Source organism: Rhizobium sp. NLR16a (genome assembly GCF_017948245.1).
Lineage (GTDB): Bacteria > Pseudomonadota > Alphaproteobacteria > Rhizobiales > Rhizobiaceae > Rhizobium.
This window is the reverse complement of the sequence record NZ_CP072865.1, coordinates 128,794-144,857: the sequence shown is the minus strand read 5'-3', so window position 1 is coordinate 144,857 and position 16,064 is coordinate 128,794. Positions and strand designations below refer to the sequence as shown.

Here is a 16,064-nt window from a genome sequence, read left to right as displayed (position 1 = left end):
GTCCCTCACCTGTCTTTCTTGCGGTACATCGAAAGCATGCGCTGCGTGACCAGGAAGCCGCCGAAGATGTTGACCGAAACCAGCACCAGGGCGACGAAGCCGAAGCCGGTCGCAAGCCCGCTTGTGGAGATGCCGACCGCCAGCAGCGCGCCGACGACGATGACCGAGGAGATCGCGTTAGTCACCGCCATCAGCGGCGTATGCAGCGCCGGCGTCACCGACCAGACGACGTAATAGCCGACGAAAATCGACAAGACGAAGATCGCCAGCTGAAAGACGAAGGGATCAATTGCCCCGCCCGTTGCCGCACTTGCCGCTTCCGGGGCATGCGCGGCTGCAGTGGCGACGGCCGTCACGGCGTCGTTCAACTGCTGCAGCGCTCTGTCCATCGCTTCGCTGGCCATCATATGTCTCCCTTCTTCGCGCCGCCGAAGGCGGGATGAACCACGTCGCCGGCATAGGTCAGCATCGTTGCCTTGACGAGCTCGTCGTCGAGGTTGACGACGACCGCCTTCATTTCCTTGTTGACCATCGTCTCGAGGAAGGTGACGAGGTTCTTGGCGTAAAGCGCCGAGGCGCTGGCCGCGACCCGGCCCGGCATATTCGCAAAGCCGATCACGCTGACGCCGTCGACGTCGGCGACCTCGCCGGCGACGACACCCTCGATATTGCCGCCGCGCTCGACCGCGAGGTCGACGGCGACCGCACCTGGCTTCATAGAGGAAAGCATGGCGCGCGAGACGAGCCGCGGCGCCGGCCGGCCGGGAATGAGAGCCGTGGTGATGACGATATCCTGCTTGGCGATATGTTCGGCGACGAGCGCCGCCTGCTTCGCCTGATAGTCTGCCGACATTTCCTTGGCATAACCGCCGGCCGTTTCCGCTGCCTTGAACTCCTCGTCCTCGACAGCGATGAATTTGGCGCCGAGCGAGGCAACCTGCTCCTTGGCCGCCGGGCGCACGTCGGTGGCCGAGACCGCAGCACCGAGGCGGCGCGCCGTCGCAATCGCCTGGAGGCCGGCAACGCCGGCGCCCATGACGAAGACCTTGGCGGCCGGCACCGTGCCTGCCGCCGTCATCATCATCGGCATGGCGCGATCATAGACCGCCGCGGCCTCGATGACGGCCTGGTAGCCGGCGAGATTGGCCTGAGAGGAGAGCACGTCCATCGACTGGGCGCGGGTGATGCGCGGCATCAGCTCCATGGCGAAAGCCGAAAGCCCGGCACTTGCGAGTGCGGCAATCGCCTCCTCATTGCCGTAGGGGTCCATGATCGCGATGACGACGGCGCCGCTCTTATAACCCGCGATTTCCGATGGGCTCGGGCGGCGCACCTTCAGCACCACGTCGGCCGAGGCGGCATCGGCAAAACTGCCGATTCTCGCGCCGACGGCCTCGAACTCGGCGTCCGGAATGCGCGACGCCGTACCGGCGCCGGCTTCGACGACGACATCGAAGCCGAAACTTTTCATCTTCTTCACGGTCTCGGCGGAAGCCGCGACTCGCGTCTCTCCGTCCGTGACTTCCTTTGCAACGAAAACAATATTGCCCAACTGCCCCCTCCTCCGGGTCAGCCAGACCGCCGCAGGCTCGCCTGCGCAGGCCAAGCACCTAGAGCAATTCCAGGAAAGTGCGAATCGGTTTTCCGTCCGGAATTGCGTAAATCCAAAATGTTAGAGCGGTTCTGCGCTTCGGTGAAAAGCTGAACCGCTCTAATTCACAAAGCTTCGGAGAAGCCTCCCCTCCCCTTAGAGCGCCGTGCGTCCCCCTCCGGACGCACAAAGACGCTCCAACTCCCTCAGTCGACACGTCGTGTTTGCTGAAAGTCAATTGCGATTTTCAGGCCGATGCGCCAGCCGCGATCAGCGGAACAGGAAGATGCCGGCGGCGAGAAGAACGATGAAGACGAAGAGGCCACCGAGAAGGCCGGCGCCGCCGAAGAAACCGGCGGTCATCGCCAGCAGGAGAACGACGAGAAGCATCGTGCCGTATTTCGTGCCGGCAATGAACATGTTGTAGGTCTGCTCATGTTCCTTGTAATCCATCGGCGCGCCGGTCTCGACCGGTCCGGTATGATGTTCGGCCATAAATATCGTCTCCCTGAAATGCTTTTGCGCTGCCTGATTCCCTCTTACGCCGAGGGAAGTCCCTGCCTGCAGGAATTACACAATGACAGGCGAAAGCGCAATGCATGAGAATGCCGCAGCCGCGGTTCCAAACCACCTTCTTCCGCAAGGAAAAAACGTGAGGGCGTCGGCTGCGGATTTTGTTACCGCTATATGACTTCTCCTCATTCGCAGAGCAGGAGAAATTACAGCGGCAGGTCGGTGCCGAATTCACCTTGCGGCACGAAGCGCGCCGTCGGGATGATGGTAAGCGGCGGCAGCGTATCGTGGGGTGTGCGCGAAAACATCATGCGCTGTTCGCTGGCGCTGGAGATGAAGAAAGGATAGCGCGTCAACAACTTGCGCCCCACCTCCACCACATTCGTCGCCATCAGCGTGACATCAACCCCGTAACTCTCCGCCAGTCGGCCGGGCACGATGGTATCGGCATAGAAGACCCGCTTGTAGAAGGCGGCATGCGGGGGCCGGACGGACTGAATAACGCGGTCAGCCCGGAAATACGCTGCCGCGACGATGGCAGGTCTCAGCGTCAGATAGGGAACCCATGGCATGTTGGCGGTGAGCTCCGGATCGGCTGCGAAACGCGCCGGGTCGATCAAGGTCAGCCCCGCGTCCAAAAGCTCATCCATCGCCTCGGGAAAGGCCTCTCCGGATCGGCTGATACGATGCTCCGGCGTCACATAATGAATTCGGATCGTACTGACCAGTTCGCCATAATAGTAGAGACCGAAGATATAAGCATGGCTGTCGAAATCGACATCGTCCAATAGGCCTTCCGGGGCAAGCGACAGCGCGCCGTGGGCCTTGTAGGCCTTGTAGCGCAGCCGCTCCACCTCCTCCATGTCTTCGCTGCTTTCGACACGGCGATATTCGACGTGATCGAGAATTTCCAAAATTTTCGTACTGAAATCACTACGCGTGAACAGTGTGTCTGACATATTTTGATCCACTCGTTAACGGATCATTAATCATATGCCCGCGAGATTTAGGCAAGGAAATCCGATAATTCGGACCATTTATAAGGTATTAAGGTTAACGGCGGGGGAGTGTGACAAGGAAAAATAGGCGGCTGCCGAGTGCTCAGGCGACCTTGTTGCGGCGACGTTGGACGACGCGGCGGCCGACGCCCTGTTGCAGAAGCGGGATGTTCTGGGAAGGCACCGGCTGCGAGAAAACATAGCCCTGCACCAGATCGGTGCTGCGGTGTTTGTTGAGCAATGCGAGCTGCTCTTCGGTCTCAACCCCCTCGATGACGATCTTGAGGCCGAGTTCCCTAGCGAGGTTGACCGTGCCGCGCAAGAGCTTGAGGCGACGGGTATCCTCGACGATATTACGCACGAAAGAGCGGTCGATCTTGACGATATCGAGCGGCAGCGTGTCGAGATAGCTGAGGCTGGAGAAGCCGGTGCCGAAATCGTCGATCGCGATGGTGATGCCGCGGGCTCTGAGTTCCGCCAGGATGGCGCGCACAGCCTGCGGCTCGTCGATCAGGCAGCTTTCGGTGACTTCGAGATGCAGCCGCGCCGCGTCGAGCCCGGAATTGGCAAGCGCGTCGGCGACCACCGACAGAATGTCGGCATCGCGCAAATCCCGTGCCGAGAGGTTGACCGAGACGGCGATGTGCTCCGGCCAGGTCATGCATTCGCTGCAGGCCTTGAACAGCACGAAACGGGTGATGTCGGAGATGATGCCCATATCCTCGGCGAGCCGGATGAAGACATCAGGCGGAATTGAACCCTTCTCCGGATGCACCCAGCGCGCCAGCGCCTCGGCGCATTCGATGCGCGAGCCGTCAGACCGGAACATTGGCTGAAAGACGAGATGCAGCGCCTGCGCCGTGACCGCCTCGCGAAGGTCTGCTTTCAGCTTCTGCTGCTCGATATAGCGCCCGTCCATCTCGCGTTCGAAGCCCGATATACCGCCCCTGAAGCGCGACTTGCTCTCGAACAGCGCAAGATCCGCCTTGACGCTCCATTCGTCCATCGCAAAAGCGGAACTTTCGAGAATGGCGTAACCAGCACTGAGCGAAATGAGGAAGGTCAGTTCATCGACCTCAAAATGGCCTTGGATCGCAGCGTGCACGCGACGGATCTCGAGGTCGAGTGAGGCTGGCTCCTTCGCATGCGGGAAGAACAGGATGAACTGGTCGCCCATCAGCCGGCCGAGGATGGCGTTGCCACAGACCTGTTTGATGCGGGCGGCGATGGCGCAAAGCAGATGGTCGCCGGTGACGTGACCGCGCATGTCGTTGACATGTTTGAACTCGTCGATATCGAGCACCATAAAGCCAAGGGGCCCCGATTTCCTCGGATGTTTGGCGAGATACTCCTGCACCAGCTGGCCGAAATACTCGCGGTTCGGCAGGCCGGTCAGCGCATCGAAGCGGACCATGTGCATGATCTTCTGCTCGGCTTTCACACGGCTGGATACGTCTTCGAAGATCAGCACTGCGCCGCCGTCAGCCCTGCGGCTGGCGGAGAATTCGAGCGACAGGCTCTCGGGAAAATGAATGAGCGTGCGCGACAGGTTGCCTTCGGCCACCTGGGTGAGCTGGCGCAGAATGAGCTCCGGCTGTGAGGCGTCCATGAAGCTGTAGCGTGCGCCATAGCGCAGCACGGCGCCAAGATCGCGGTCCTTCAACCGCTCCGGCGCGCCGATTTTCAACAGTTCGCAGGCCTTGCGGTTGACGACCTGGATGCGGTTTTCGGCATCGACCATCACGAGGCCATGCGGCATGTTGTTGAGCGCCGTGTCGAAACGGTCGGCGATGATGGTGATTTCCCGGCGCGCGATAACATTCTCATACAGAAACTCGCGCACGCCGTTCGCCATCGCCCGCGTCGTCAGCCAGAACGGGATGAGAAAGATCGACAGCACGCCGCGATAGAAGTCCAGCGCCAGCAGGCTGCCGACGATCATCGGCAGGCAGCAGAAGGCCGTCTGGAGGTCGACCGCGAAACGCGAGCCGTAGTTGCGCCCGACAACGGAAACCATGGTCGCCATGGTGACGGAAATGCAGGCAAGCTCCGCAAAGGAATCGTGCACGACGAAGATAGCGTAGCCGCTGGCGATGCCGAGGAGTGCGGTGGTGCAGGATCCGGAGGCAACAAGAATCCTCTCCCAACGTTCGATCCCGGCGCGCGACAGGCTCTGCTTGTCGATACGATCGAACTGCCGGAAGATGGCCATGCGAGCGCTGAAGACCAGAAGGAAGGCGACCGACAGCAGGATGTAGATGGAGTACTGTGTCTTGGCAGCCACTGCAAGGCACGTGGCGACATGGACGATCACGCCGACAAGAAGCGTCATGCGGTTCCCGGAAAGGGAGCTCACAAACGACAAATACACATCAATAGGGACCCTGTTCGGGTTATCTGGCTTCATCCACACTTTCCCTGTGCGCGGGGATTCTAAGCCCAACCCTTTAAAAATTGATTTCAATCGAATCAAACATTTGGTCAAATTTTCTAAAACCAACGGATGAACACCACAGCTTACGCGAGATAATGCATCCTCCTGGCGAAAACTGGAAAATAATTTATCCACGCCTGGGTTGTTAAAACATCGGCGAACCATACAGACCGCCCGTTGCGACTTAGACTATGCTCTAACGCGAAGCATTTATCCTTCCAATTTCAAAAGCCGTGGTCTACACCGATTCCAAAGAGGGAAAGCTGCCGAAAAATGGCAGGACAAGAACAAGGGAAACGAATGTCGAGACTTCTGGCGGCAAGCCGGCTGATTGATTCGGTCAGTCGGATCATGGGCAAACTTTCCGAATATATGGTCCTGTTCTGCTGTCTCATCAGCGCCGGTAATGCCATCGTCCGCTACACCTTCAACTACAGTTCGAACGGTTGGCTTGAGATCCAGTGGTACCTCTTCGCCTTCGTCGTCATGCTCGGCGCCTCGCATGCGCTGCGCAACAATGAGCACGTTCGTGTTGACCTGATTTATGGCGCAGTGTCCGACAAGGCGAAGATCTGGATCGACATCGTCGGCCTCATCCTGTTCCTCATTCCCGTCTGCGTGTTCCTCACCTGGCTCTGCTGGCCCTTCTTCGCGCTTTCCTATCGGCAGGGAGAAATATCGGGCAATGCCGGTGGGCTGATCCGCTGGCCCGTCAAGCTGATCCTTGTCGCCGGCTTCGCGCTGCTTTCCCTCCAGGGCGTTTCCGAGCTGATCAAACGGATCGCGGCGCTGACCGGCCACATCAGCATCGACACCAAATACGAAAAGCCGCTGCAGTAGCGCTCCCGGGAGGAACGGATTTGTTTGATTTCGGCATCATTCCGCCGGCCATGTTCCTGGGCATGGTCATCTTCATGCTCTATGGCTTTCCGGTCGCCTTTTCACTCGCCGCCGTCGGCCTGTTCTTCGGCATCATCGGCATCGTCACCGGTCATTTCAGCGAAGCCTTTCTGCAAGCGCTGCCGCTGCGCTTTTTCGGCATCGTCTCCAACGACCTGTTGCTCGCCATTCCCTTCTTCACCTTCATGGGGGCGATATTAGAACGCTGCGGCCTTGCCGAGGATCTGCTCGAAGGCACCGGCAAGCTCTTCGGCGGCGTTCCCGGCGGCCTCGCCTATGCGGTCATCCTCGTCGGCGCCGTGCTCGGCGCCATCACCGGCACGGTAGCCGCCTCTGTCATTACCATGGGGGTGATCTCGCTGCCGATCATGCTGCGTTATGGCTACAGCCCGCGCCTTGCCACCGGCGTCATTGCCGCTTCGGGCACAATCACCCAGGTGATCCCGCCCTCGCTCGTGCTCGTCGTCCTCGCCGACCAGCTCGGCAGATCGGTCGGCGACATGTATCTCGGCGCCATCGGCCCCTCGATCCTGCAGGTGACGATTTTCGTGCTCTTCATCCTGGTGATGTCGATCATCCAGCCGAAATCGATGCCGCCGCTGCCGAAAGAGGTGCGCGGTGACTTCAACTGGGCGCTTTTAGCGAGGGTGCTGATGGGCATGGTGCCCTCGATCGTGCTGATCTTTCTCGTGCTCGGTACGATCTTCATGGGTCTTGCGACGCCGACGGAAGCCGGCGCGCTCGGCGTCGTCGGCGCCATGGCCCTGGCAGCCATGAACCGCCGTCTTACCTGGCCGCTGATCCGCGAAGCAATGACATCGACCACCCATATTACGTCGATGGTGGTGATGATCCTGATCGGCTCCACCTGCTTCAGCCTGGTCTTCCAGGGCATGGATGGTTCGCGCTGGATCGAGCACATGCTGTCGGGGATTCCCGGCGGCCCGGTCGGTTTCCTGATCTTCGTCAACATCTTCATCTTCGTGCTCGCCTTCTTTCTCGATTTTTTCGAGATTGCCTTCATCGTCATCCCGATGCTCGCCCCCGTAGCCACCAGTCTTGGGATCGACCTGATCTGGTTCGGCGTGCTGATCTGCGTCAACATGCAGACCAGCTTCATGCATCCGCCCTTCGGCTTTGCGCTCTTCTACCTCCGCTCGATCGCCAGCAAGGACGTCAAGACCTCGGATATCTACATGGGCGCCCTTCCCTGGGTCGGCATGCAGATCATCCTCGTGGCGATCGTGATTTTCTGGCCGCAGTCGGTCACCTACTGGCTGGATCATGGCCCCAAGGTCGATCCGAACTCGATCAAGATCGAAGTCCCCGGCTTCGGCGGCCAGCTCGGCCTGCCGCCGGTGGGCGGCGGGGGCAACGGCTCGCCGCAGATTCCGGGCCTGACCCTGCCGCCGCTGAACGGCCTGCCGGGCGCCCCGCCGGCGCCAGCCAAATAGCCAAACAAAAACAAACCCCGGATCAATGATCCGGGGTTTTTCTTGCATTCGCCTAAAGCGTCGATGTCGGTCGTGGCAAGCCTAAAGCTTCCCGGCCCGCTGCTGGATCATCATGAATGTATCGAAGGTGTATTCCGAAAGCTGCATCCAGAGATAGGCGTCGCGCTTGAAGGCGGTCTGGTCCTCGTAGATCTTCTTGAAATACTGGTTGTTGGCCGAAATTTCGCCGTAGATGCCCATTGCCGCCTGGAAGCAGGCTTCCATGATCTCCTGGCTGAAGGGGCGCAACGTCGCACCCTCCGCAACGAGCTGTTTCAGCGCCGTCGGATTCTTCATGTCGTATTTCGCCAGCATGTTGGTGTTGGCGAAGGCGCAGGCGTCGGCGAGCGCTGCCTGATAGTGCTTCGGCAGGTTGCTCCACTTTTCCAGGTTGAAGAAGGCGTGCACCGTCGGGCCACCTTCCCACCAGCCCGGGTAATAGTAGTATTTCGCCACCTTGTGGAAGCCGAGCTTCAGGTCGTCATAGGGACCGACGAACTCGGCCGCATCGATCGTGCCCTTTTCGAGCGCCGGGTAGATGTCGCCGCCGGCAATCTGCTGCGGGACGACGCCGACCTTCTCCATGATGCGTCCGGCAAGGCCGGCAATGCGCATCTTCACACCCTTCAGATCGTCAAGCGTATTGATCTCCTTGCGGAACCAGCCGCCCATCTGCGCGCCGGTATTGCCGGCCGGCAGGGCATACATGCCCTGTGTGGCGTAGAACTCGTTCATCAGCGTATTGCCATTGCCCTCGTAGAACCAGGCATTGGTCAGGCGGCTGTTCAATCCAAACGGGATGGCTGTTCCGAAGGCATAGGCCGGATCCTTGCCGACGAAATAATAGGAGGTGGTGTGTGCTGCCTCGACGGTCCCTGCGGCCACCGCATCGACAGCCTGCAGGCCCGGCACGACTTCACCGGCCGCGAAAGGCTGGATCGTGAAATTACCGTCGGTGGCGGCGGCAACATGCTTGGCGATGTCTTCCGCACCGCCATAGATCGTGTCCAGGCTCTTCGGAAACGATGACGTCATACGCCATGCGATCTTCGGATTCTCCTGCGCGATCGCAGGCGCTGCCAGCGCCGTTGCGGCAACCGCTCCGGCGCCGGCGGTTCCCGCCTTCTTGAAAAACGAACGACGATCCATCAAAAAACCTCCCGTATAGATGGCACTGCGCGGCCAATCCATCCCTACCCGCAGCGAGGGCAGAGCTAAGCATGGAGGGGGCCGCGATTCAAGCTTTAGTCTATTAGCCTTTGGCATCAGGATAGCAATAGGGAGCGCGCGCGGCGCCCATCAAAATCAGCAGCTTAGCGCGGGCGCCGGAACCGCGACGCCGTTTGCGGCGCAATTGGTCGTCGGACAAAGCCAGGCGTTGACATCACCACCGTTCTGGCGGCAAAAACGACGAGCAGAAGATTTTACCGGTGCAAAGATGACGAAACCGATCATTGCCATTCCTGCCGATATCCGCAGCTTCGACGGCGCGACCTGGCATGCCGTACAGCATCAATATCTCAGTGCCGCATTGAATGCGGCCGGCGTCATGGCCTTCGTGATCCCGGCCTTCGAGGCAGGCTATGATCCCGACGCGGTGCTCGACCGCGTCGATGGTCTGCTGGTATCAGGCTCGGCCAGCAATGTGCATCCCTCGCTTTACGGCGCCGAGGCGACCGACCGGGACGGCCCCTTCGACCCGGCGCGCGACGCCACCAGCCTGCCGCTCATTCGCCGCGCCATCGACCGCGCCATCCCACTGCTTGCCATCTGCCGCGGCATTCAGGAACTGAACGTCGCTCTCGGCGGCTCGCTGGCAAGCGAGATCCATGAGCAGCCCGGCATCTGGGACCATCGCCGGCCGGAGGGCGTCGACCGTGACGGCATGTATGCCATCCGCCAGACCGTCCATGTCAAGGAAGGCTCCTGCATATCAGGCATTCTCGGCCCGGGCGATATCCGCGTGAATTCGCTGCATCGCCAGGCGATCGCCAGAACCGCACCGCGCCTGCAGGTGGAAGCCACCGCCGAAGACGGCACGGTGGAGGCAGTATCCGTTATCGATGCCCGGGCCTTCGCCGTCGGCGTACAATGGCATCCGGAATATTGGGCCGAAACCGACAAGGCGTCGAACAAGCTGTTTGCCGCCTTCGGCGACGCCGTCCGCAGCTACGCCGCCAGAAAACTGGCGGTTGTCGCCGCGCAGGCGATCGCCTAGCGCATCGGCCGACCGTCGGTGCCGATTTCCGGAAAGCACGAGCGTCCTTTGTGCGTCCTCAAGCACGCATGGTATCTCAGAGGCAGCCGAGCTCAGTCTCGCTTCGCCTTTTGCGGTGTCTCCGGCACCGGCGTCAGCGCCGCCCCCACCTCGAACCAGGCGACGAGATTGTCGGCGACCAGATCGGCCATTGCCATGCGCGTGGGCACGGAGGCCGAAGCAACGTGCGGCAGCAGCACGGCATTGGCCGCTTCCAGCAGGCCGGATGGGACGCTCGGCTCTTCGTAAAAGACGTCGAGGCCGGCCGCACCGAGCGCGCCTGATGCGAGGGCGGCACTCAGCGCCTCTTCGTCAACCGTCCAGCCGCGGCCGACATTGACGAGAATTCCGTTCGGACCGAGAGCGGCCAGGATATCGGCATCGATCGTCTTATGCGTCTGCGGCGTTTTCGGAACGATGGCGATCAGCGTGTCCACCGCCTCCGCCAATCCCTTCAACGTCGGGTGATAATCATACGGTGCATCCGGATGGCGCGAACGCGTGTGATAACTGATCTTCACCTTGAACGGCTCCAGCCGTTTAGCGATCTCGACGCCGATGCGGCCAAGGCCGTAGAGCCCGACATGACGGCCCTTGAGCGAAAAGCGTGACAGCGGATAAGCCGTGCCCGGCTTCCAATTGCCCTGACGCAGCCAGGCTTCGGCCCGCGGCAGCTCGCGAATGGTGTTCAGGAGCAGGCCGATCGCCGTATCAGCAACCTCGTCGTTCAGAACGTCCGGCGTATTGGTGACGACGATACCCTTTTCCGCCGCACGCTTCACATCGATGCCGTCATAACCGACGCCGAAACTGGCGATCACCTCGACGTCAGGCAACTGGTCCATCCAGGCGCCGGGAAAAGCGCCGGAGACGGCGACGCCGCGGATGCGGCCGGCGGTGTCGCTGTCGAGCGCTAGCTTTTCCTCGCGGGTGACAGCGATGATCTCAAAACGATCCTTCAGCCTTTCGAGAACACGCTCGTGTATCTTCCCAGGAACGAGAATGGCGATGCGGGACATGGCTTTTCCTCTTGGACGGGGGCTGGTTCAGGCGCGGGGCCGATGGGGACTGGTCGACTGGCGGATGCGCATTTCCGGCTTGATGAGATGCATGCCATCCGGTTCGTGGCTGCCGGCAAGACGATCGAGAAGCGCGCGCGCAGCCAGGCGGCCGACTTCGGTCTGGCCGTTCCAGACGGTTGTCAGCGCCGGCGTGGCGATCGAGGCCTCCTCGAGATCGTCATAACCGGTAACGGAAATATCCCGGCCCGGCACCAGGCCGGCGCGGGCAATGCCGTTCATCAGACCAATCGCGACGAGGTCGTTCCAGCAGACGGCCGCCGTCGGTTTCTGCGGCAGCGAGAGGAAATGTACCGCCGCCTCGAAACCGCCCTGCTTCGAGCGCGGCCCGGGAATGCGCAGGTTCGGATCGACTTCGATGCCCGCCTTGCGCAGGGCATTGACATAGCCCTGGTAGCGGTCGCGGCCGGTGGATGTCTGGTCCGTACCGCCGATCATGGCGATTGAGCGGTGACCGAGACCGATCAGGTGGTTGGTGGCGAGCGAGATGCCATAGCTGTCGTCACCGCGATAGGTCGGCAGCTCCAGACCGTCCATCGAGCGGGCGACCAGGATCGCCGGCATGCCGTTCTCTTCCGCCAGTTGCAGATCTTCCGGCGGCGTACCGATTGCTGGAGACATGATGACGCCGTCGCCGCCGAGCTGCAGCAGCGTCTCGATGAAGGTGCGCTGCTTTTCGACATTGTCGTAATGGTTGGAAAGAATGAAGGTGTGACGGCTGCGATCGAGCTCGCTTTCGATCGCCTTCAGAATCTCCCCGTAAAATGGGTTCATGATATCGTGGACGACGACGCCGATGATGCCCGAGCGCGAGGTGCGCAGGCTGGCGGCGCGGCGATTGTAGATATAGCCGAGCGCGCGCGCCTGCTCCTTGATCTTCTCCCGCGTATTGCCGGCGACGAGCGGACTGTCGCGCAAGGCGAGCGACACGGTCGCCGTTGAGATGCCGAGCGTCTCGGCGATTGTCGAAAGCTTGATCTTCTGGACCACGTGTCCTCCTCCAGGCAGCACGCAAGGCAGCAAGAGACCACGCCGGAAACGGCGCCGCCCTTAAAATGTTTAATTAAAAGATTTAACCGGCGGAGGCAATTCGTCTTTCAGGGGAAATTTCAGTCTTCGTCCGGCTCTTCGATAGCCTGCGCTTCGGCCTGCAGATTGGCGTCGATCGCCTTCAGCAGACGAACCAGATTGCGGATTTCCTTTTCTGAAAATTCCTGCGTCGCCAGCCTGTCGCAGGCCGAGGCCGCCATCTCGATCGCCCGCACGCTGTCACGGCCCAGCGCAGTGAGATAGACCTTGGTGAGGCGTGCATCCTCGGCATCGGGCTTGCGCTCGAGAAACCCCTGCGCCTCCATGCGACCGATTGTGCGCGTCATCGTCGGCGCTTTCACGCCGAGCTTTTGCGCAAGACCGCCCGCTGTCATGCCGTCGCTCTCGGCAAGCGAGAGAATGACGCCGTCCTGGCCGGCATAGAGACCGCTTTCGAACAGGTTGCGCGAGAGCACCGTGCGCATGGAACGGGCCGCCTGGGTGAGCGCCGGAGAAAGATCGACGAGCGTGTACTCCGTCTGGTCCTTCTTCTTGGACTTGCTCTTCTTGCCGTCCTTATGCTTCTTTCCCATAGCCATCCCTTTGATCTTTAAGCCCCGACGCCACTGCGCTATGACATTGCCCATGATCTCGTCATAAACAAGAGGCAACGACCGGATGATGACGCCTTCGCCCCGTTTCGAGGACAGCGGCTCGGTCTGCGCCCCTGCCGGGCGCCATCCGATCGCCGTACTGCCGCTTGGCGCCCACGAGCAGCACGGCCCTCACTTGCCCTTCGAAACGGACACGCTGATTGCCGAAGGCATCGCCGGACGATTGAAGATGGCCCTGCCCGCCGGCCTACCCGTTACCTTCCTGCCCGCCGAATCGGTCGGATATTCCATAGAGCATATGGATGTTGAAGGAACGAAGACGCTCGCCTTCGAAGAAGCGGTCAACCGCTGGCTCGGCATTGCCGAAGGGTTGGCGAAGAGAGACATTCGCAAATTCGTGATGCTGAACGCCCATGGCGGCAATTCGCCTCTGATATCAGTCGTCGCGACCGAGGCGCGGGTCCGCTTTGCCATGCTGGCGGTAGCGACGAGCTGGACCCGCTTCGGCCTGCCGGATGGCGTGATCCCACTGGCAGAAAAGGCGATCGGCATCCATGGCGGCGATATCGAGACCTCGGTGATGCTGGCGCTTCACCCCGACAAGGTAGACATGGCAAAGGCTGAGGATTTTCCCTCGCGGCAGACGGAATTCGCCACCCGCTTCAAGCACCTGCGCGCCTACGGCCCGCATGCCTTCGGCTGGAAGATGTCGGATATCAATGAACAAGGCGTGGCGGGCAATGCCGCGGCTGCGACGGCTGAAAAGGGCGAGGCGCTGATTGCCCATGCGGTGAAGGGGTTGGTGGAATTGTTGGAGGATGTCGATGCCTTCGACGTCAGCGCACTGAGTTGAAGAGGGATCATCCGCATCGGCCGGCAACGTGATCTTATAACATATAAAATCCTTTGAACTGCCGTGCCCATGCCATTATATGAGACCAACCGTTCAAGCGGCCGATCCCTAGCCGCTCGGCCGTACGCCTAATTTAGAGGTTCTCATGACCGACGCGATCTCCACCCAGAAGCCTATTCCCGTCACTGTGCTCACCGGTTATCTCGGTGCGGGAAAGACGACCTTGCTCAACCGCATCCTCTCCGAAAACCACGGCAAGAAATACGCGGTCATCGTCAACGAGTTCGGCGAAATCGGCATCGACAACGACCTGATCGTCGAGTCGGATGAAGAAATCTACGAGATGAACAACGGCTGCGTCTGTTGCACGGTGCGCGGCGACCTGATCCGTGTCGTCGAGGGCCTGATGCGCCGCCCCGGCCGTTTCGACGGCATCATCGTCGAGACGACAGGTCTCGCCGATCCGGTACCGGTCGCCCAGACCTTCTTCATGGACGACGACGTTCGCGCCAAGACCGAGCTCGACGCCGTCATCGCCCTCGTCGACGCCAAGCACCTGCCGCTGCGCCTGAAGGACAGCCGTGAGGCCGAAGACCAGATCGCCTTCGCCGACGTCGTCGTCATCAACAAGAGCGACCTCGTTACCCCGGAAGAGCTCGATGTGATCGAAGACATCGTCCGCGCCATCAACCCGGCCGCCCGCGTCTACAAGACCAGCCGCTCCGGCGTCGATCTCGCGCGCGTGCTCGATCAGGGCGCCTTCAACCTGGAGCGCGCGCTCGAAAACGATCCGCATTTCCTGGAACACGGCCATGACGACCACGTCTGCGGCCCGGATTGCGATCATGATCACGACCACCACCATCACGATCATGGCCATGATCACGACCATCACCATCATGGTGCGATGTCGGCGATCCATGATGTGACGGTGCAGTCGGTGTCGCTGCGCGGCGGCGAGATGAATCCGGAGCGCTTCTTCCCGTGGATTCAGAAAGTCACCCAGATGCAAGGCCCGAACATTCTTCGCCTCAAGGGCATCATCGCCTTCAAGGACGATCCCCAGCGTTACGTCGTCCAGGGCGTACACATGATCATCGAGGGTGATCACCAGCGTCCGTGGAAGGATGGCGAGAAGCATGAAAGCCGTCTCGTCTTCATCGGCCGCGATCTCGACCGCGAAAAACTCGAGGCTTCCTTCAAGGCCTGCGAGGCAGCCGCCTGATGCCGACAGTTGCGCCGCTTGATCTCGACGGCCACGTTCTGGCCGTCGAATTTTTGGGTGATGTCCCCTTCTTCGCAAGCGCAAACGGTACGTTTCACCGGCTGGATGGCGGCGAGAAGGTTTCAGAGGCCCATCAGGGCATGCTCACCGCGATCCGCGATCCCTACAGCGAAAGCCTGATCTCCGGCGGCGAGGATGGCAAGGTCCTGCGCATCGCCGCCGACGGCAGCGTCAGCGAGCTCGCGACCGCGCCGCGCAAGTGGATTTCTCAGGTCGCGGCCGGCCCGCAAGGCGCCATCGCCTATTCCTACGGCAAGAGTTCGCTCGTGCGTCTTGCCGACGGCACGACCAAGGAATTCGCTGAGGAGCGCACCGTCGAAGGAATCGCCTTCGCGCCGAAGGGTCTGCGCATCGCCGCCGCCCGTTACAATGGCGTGTCGCTCCACTGGGTCGGCATGAGCGCCAAACCGGTCGATCTCGAATGGAAGGGTGCGCATACCGGCGTGACCTTCTCGCCTGACGGCAATTTCCTCGTCACCTCGATGCAGGAAAACGCCTTGCATGGCTGGAAGCTCGACAGCAAACCCGGCGCGGAAGCCCGGCACATGCGCATGACCGGCTACCCCTCCAAGGTGAAATCCCTCTCCTGGTCGGTCAAGGGCAAATGGCTCGCCTCCTCGGGCGCGCCGGCGGCCATCGTCTGGCCGTTCCAGAGCAAGGACGGGCCGATGGGAAAGGCGCCGCTGGAGCTCGGCACTCGCGCCAACATCATGGCGACGTCGGTGAAGTTCCATCCGCTGGAGGATATCCTTGCCATCGGCTTCGTCGATGGGATGATCCTGGCTGTGCGCATCGCCGACAGCAAGGAAGCGCTGCTTCGCCGCCCCGGCAAGGGCGCGATCACGGCGATGAGCTGGAGCAGGGACGGCAAGCTGCTTGCGTTCGCCTCGGAAGCCGGCGATTGCGGTGTCGTCGACATTTCGGCATGAGGCTGCGTTACCCGCAATGGCCGATGCCTTGACGGAACCTAAAATCGTCGCACTTGGCGCCGACCAACTACGAGCGGCGGTAAGGATTC

General features: G+C 61.0%; 15 protein-coding genes. 6 read left to right on the top strand and 9 right to left on the bottom strand.

Translation table 11 applies throughout. The annotated features are described in order from the left end of the window. Positions 1 to 5: 5 nt before the first annotated feature. The 5 genes from J7U39_RS00675 to J7U39_RS00655 all read right to left on the bottom strand — a co-directional run bounded on the left by J7U39_RS00675 (position 6) and on the right by J7U39_RS00655 (position 5,509). Positions 6 to 404 (bottom strand): proton-translocating transhydrogenase family protein, encoded by a 399-nt coding sequence (locus J7U39_RS00675; protein WP_003582338.1) that lies wholly within the window; start codon positions 402 to 404, stop codon positions 6 to 8. Then, positions 404 to 1,552 (bottom strand): Re/Si-specific NAD(P)(+) transhydrogenase subunit alpha, encoded by a 1,149-nt coding sequence (locus tag J7U39_RS00670; RefSeq protein WP_210629817.1) that lies wholly within the window; start codon positions 1,550 to 1,552, stop codon positions 404 to 406. Before J7U39_RS00670 ends, J7U39_RS00675 begins: the two co-directional genes overlap by 1 nt. Before the next feature lie 309 nt (positions 1,553 to 1,861). Further along, the gene (locus J7U39_RS00665) at positions 1,862 to 2,086 is read right to left on the bottom strand and encodes an aa3-type cytochrome c oxidase subunit IV (protein WP_011426827.1); all 225 of its coding nucleotides are present in this window, start codon (positions 2,084 to 2,086) and stop codon (positions 1,862 to 1,864) included. A 224-nt stretch (positions 2,087 to 2,310) separates the two neighbouring features. Beyond that, positions 2,311 to 3,063, bottom strand: coding sequence for a hypothetical protein (locus J7U39_RS00660; RefSeq protein ID WP_210629816.1), 753 nt, complete (start codon positions 3,061 to 3,063; stop codon positions 2,311 to 2,313). A 142-nt stretch (positions 3,064 to 3,205) separates the two neighbouring features. Next, complete coding sequence (locus J7U39_RS00655; protein ID WP_210629815.1) at positions 3,206 to 5,509, bottom strand: EAL domain-containing protein; 2,304 nt, start codon at positions 5,507 to 5,509, stop codon at positions 3,206 to 3,208. Between the two features lie 327 nt (positions 5,510 to 5,836). On the opposite strand from J7U39_RS00655, the gene J7U39_RS00650 reads away from it, so the two are divergent. Both J7U39_RS00650 and J7U39_RS00645 read left to right on the top strand, forming a co-directional pair. Further along, positions 5,837 to 6,376 carry a TRAP transporter small permease subunit gene (locus J7U39_RS00650; RefSeq protein WP_210629814.1) on the top strand — a complete coding sequence of 180 codons (540 nt, stop codon included), beginning with the start codon at positions 5,837 to 5,839 and terminating at the stop codon, positions 6,374 to 6,376. Between the two features lie 20 nt (positions 6,377 to 6,396). Continuing rightward, positions 6,397 to 7,890: a TRAP transporter large permease subunit gene (locus tag J7U39_RS00645; RefSeq protein ID WP_210629813.1), complete on the top strand. Its 1,494-nt coding sequence runs from the start codon at positions 6,397 to 6,399 to the stop codon at positions 7,888 to 7,890. 81 nt (positions 7,891 to 7,971) lie between these two features. Here the strand turns inward: J7U39_RS00645 and J7U39_RS00640 are convergent, their stop codons facing one another. Beyond that, positions 7,972 to 9,078: a TRAP transporter substrate-binding protein gene (locus tag J7U39_RS00640; protein WP_210629812.1), complete on the bottom strand. Its 1,107-nt coding sequence runs from the start codon at positions 9,076 to 9,078 to the stop codon at positions 7,972 to 7,974. Between the two features lie 289 nt (positions 9,079 to 9,367). Between J7U39_RS00640 and J7U39_RS00635 the strand changes: the two genes are divergently transcribed. Next, the gene (locus tag J7U39_RS00635) at positions 9,368 to 10,147 is read left to right on the top strand and encodes a gamma-glutamyl-gamma-aminobutyrate hydrolase family protein (RefSeq protein WP_210629811.1); all 780 of its coding nucleotides are present in this window, start codon (positions 9,368 to 9,370) and stop codon (positions 10,145 to 10,147) included. 92 nt (positions 10,148 to 10,239) lie between these two features. Here J7U39_RS00635 and J7U39_RS00630 read toward each other — a convergent pair whose 3' ends face one another. From J7U39_RS00630 to J7U39_RS00620, 3 genes are all read right to left on the bottom strand, one after another. After that, positions 10,240 to 11,205 (bottom strand): 2-hydroxyacid dehydrogenase, encoded by a 966-nt coding sequence (locus J7U39_RS00630; RefSeq protein ID WP_210629810.1) that lies wholly within the window; start codon positions 11,203 to 11,205, stop codon positions 10,240 to 10,242. A 27-nt stretch (positions 11,206 to 11,232) separates the two neighbouring features. Then, complete coding sequence (locus J7U39_RS00625; RefSeq protein WP_020922290.1) at positions 11,233 to 12,255, bottom strand: LacI family DNA-binding transcriptional regulator; 1,023 nt, start codon at positions 12,253 to 12,255, stop codon at positions 11,233 to 11,235. A gap of 119 nt (positions 12,256 to 12,374) precedes the next feature. Further along, complete coding sequence (locus tag J7U39_RS00620; RefSeq protein ID WP_210629809.1) at positions 12,375 to 12,887, bottom strand: MarR family transcriptional regulator; 513 nt, start codon at positions 12,885 to 12,887, stop codon at positions 12,375 to 12,377. Between the two features lie 85 nt (positions 12,888 to 12,972). Here J7U39_RS00620 and J7U39_RS00615 point away from each other — a divergent pair, with 85 nt between their 5' ends. The 3 genes from J7U39_RS00615 to J7U39_RS00605 all read left to right on the top strand — a co-directional run bounded on the left by J7U39_RS00615 (position 12,973) and on the right by J7U39_RS00605 (position 15,975). After that, complete coding sequence (locus J7U39_RS00615) at positions 12,973 to 13,761, top strand: creatininase family protein (protein WP_210629808.1); 789 nt, start codon at positions 12,973 to 12,975, stop codon at positions 13,759 to 13,761. Between the two features lie 145 nt (positions 13,762 to 13,906). Then, positions 13,907 to 14,986: a GTP-binding protein gene (locus J7U39_RS00610; RefSeq protein ID WP_210629807.1), complete on the top strand. Its 1,080-nt coding sequence runs from the start codon at positions 13,907 to 13,909 to the stop codon at positions 14,984 to 14,986. Beyond that, complete coding sequence (locus tag J7U39_RS00605; protein ID WP_210629806.1) at positions 14,986 to 15,975, top strand: WD40 repeat domain-containing protein; 990 nt, start codon at positions 14,986 to 14,988, stop codon at positions 15,973 to 15,975. Before J7U39_RS00610 ends, J7U39_RS00605 begins: the two co-directional genes overlap by 1 nt. The last annotated feature ends 89 nt before the right edge of the window (positions 15,976 to 16,064 follow it).

Coding starts and splice junctions, on each gene's coding strand:
- J7U39_RS00640 (WP_210629812.1), bottom strand. CDS start 9,078: ATGGATCGTCGTTCGTTTTTCAAGAAGGCGGGAACCGCCGGCGCCGGA.
- J7U39_RS00605 (WP_210629806.1), top strand. CDS start 14,986: ATGCCGACAGTTGCGCCGCTTGATCTCGACGGCCACGTTCTGGCCGTC.
- J7U39_RS00655 (WP_210629815.1), bottom strand. CDS start 5,509: ATGAAGCCAGATAACCCGAACAGGGTCCCTATTGATGTGTATTTGTCG.
- J7U39_RS00675 (WP_003582338.1), bottom strand. CDS start 404: ATGGCCAGCGAAGCGATGGACAGAGCGCTGCAGCAGTTGAACGACGCC.
- J7U39_RS00630 (WP_210629810.1), bottom strand. CDS start 11,205: ATGTCCCGCATCGCCATTCTCGTTCCTGGGAAGATACACGAGCGTGTT.
- J7U39_RS00660 (WP_210629816.1), bottom strand. CDS start 3,063: ATGTCAGACACACTGTTCACGCGTAGTGATTTCAGTACGAAAATTTTG.
- J7U39_RS00635 (WP_210629811.1), top strand. CDS start 9,368: ATGACGAAACCGATCATTGCCATTCCTGCCGATATCCGCAGCTTCGAC.
- J7U39_RS00610 (WP_210629807.1), top strand. CDS start 13,907: ATGACCGACGCGATCTCCACCCAGAAGCCTATTCCCGTCACTGTGCTC.
- J7U39_RS00665 (WP_011426827.1), bottom strand. CDS start 2,086: ATGGCCGAACATCATACCGGACCGGTCGAGACCGGCGCGCCGATGGAT.
- J7U39_RS00650 (WP_210629814.1), top strand. CDS start 5,837: ATGTCGAGACTTCTGGCGGCAAGCCGGCTGATTGATTCGGTCAGTCGG.
- J7U39_RS00620 (WP_210629809.1), bottom strand. CDS start 12,887: ATGGGAAAGAAGCATAAGGACGGCAAGAAGAGCAAGTCCAAGAAGAAG.
- J7U39_RS00615 (WP_210629808.1), top strand. CDS start 12,973: ATGATGACGCCTTCGCCCCGTTTCGAGGACAGCGGCTCGGTCTGCGCC.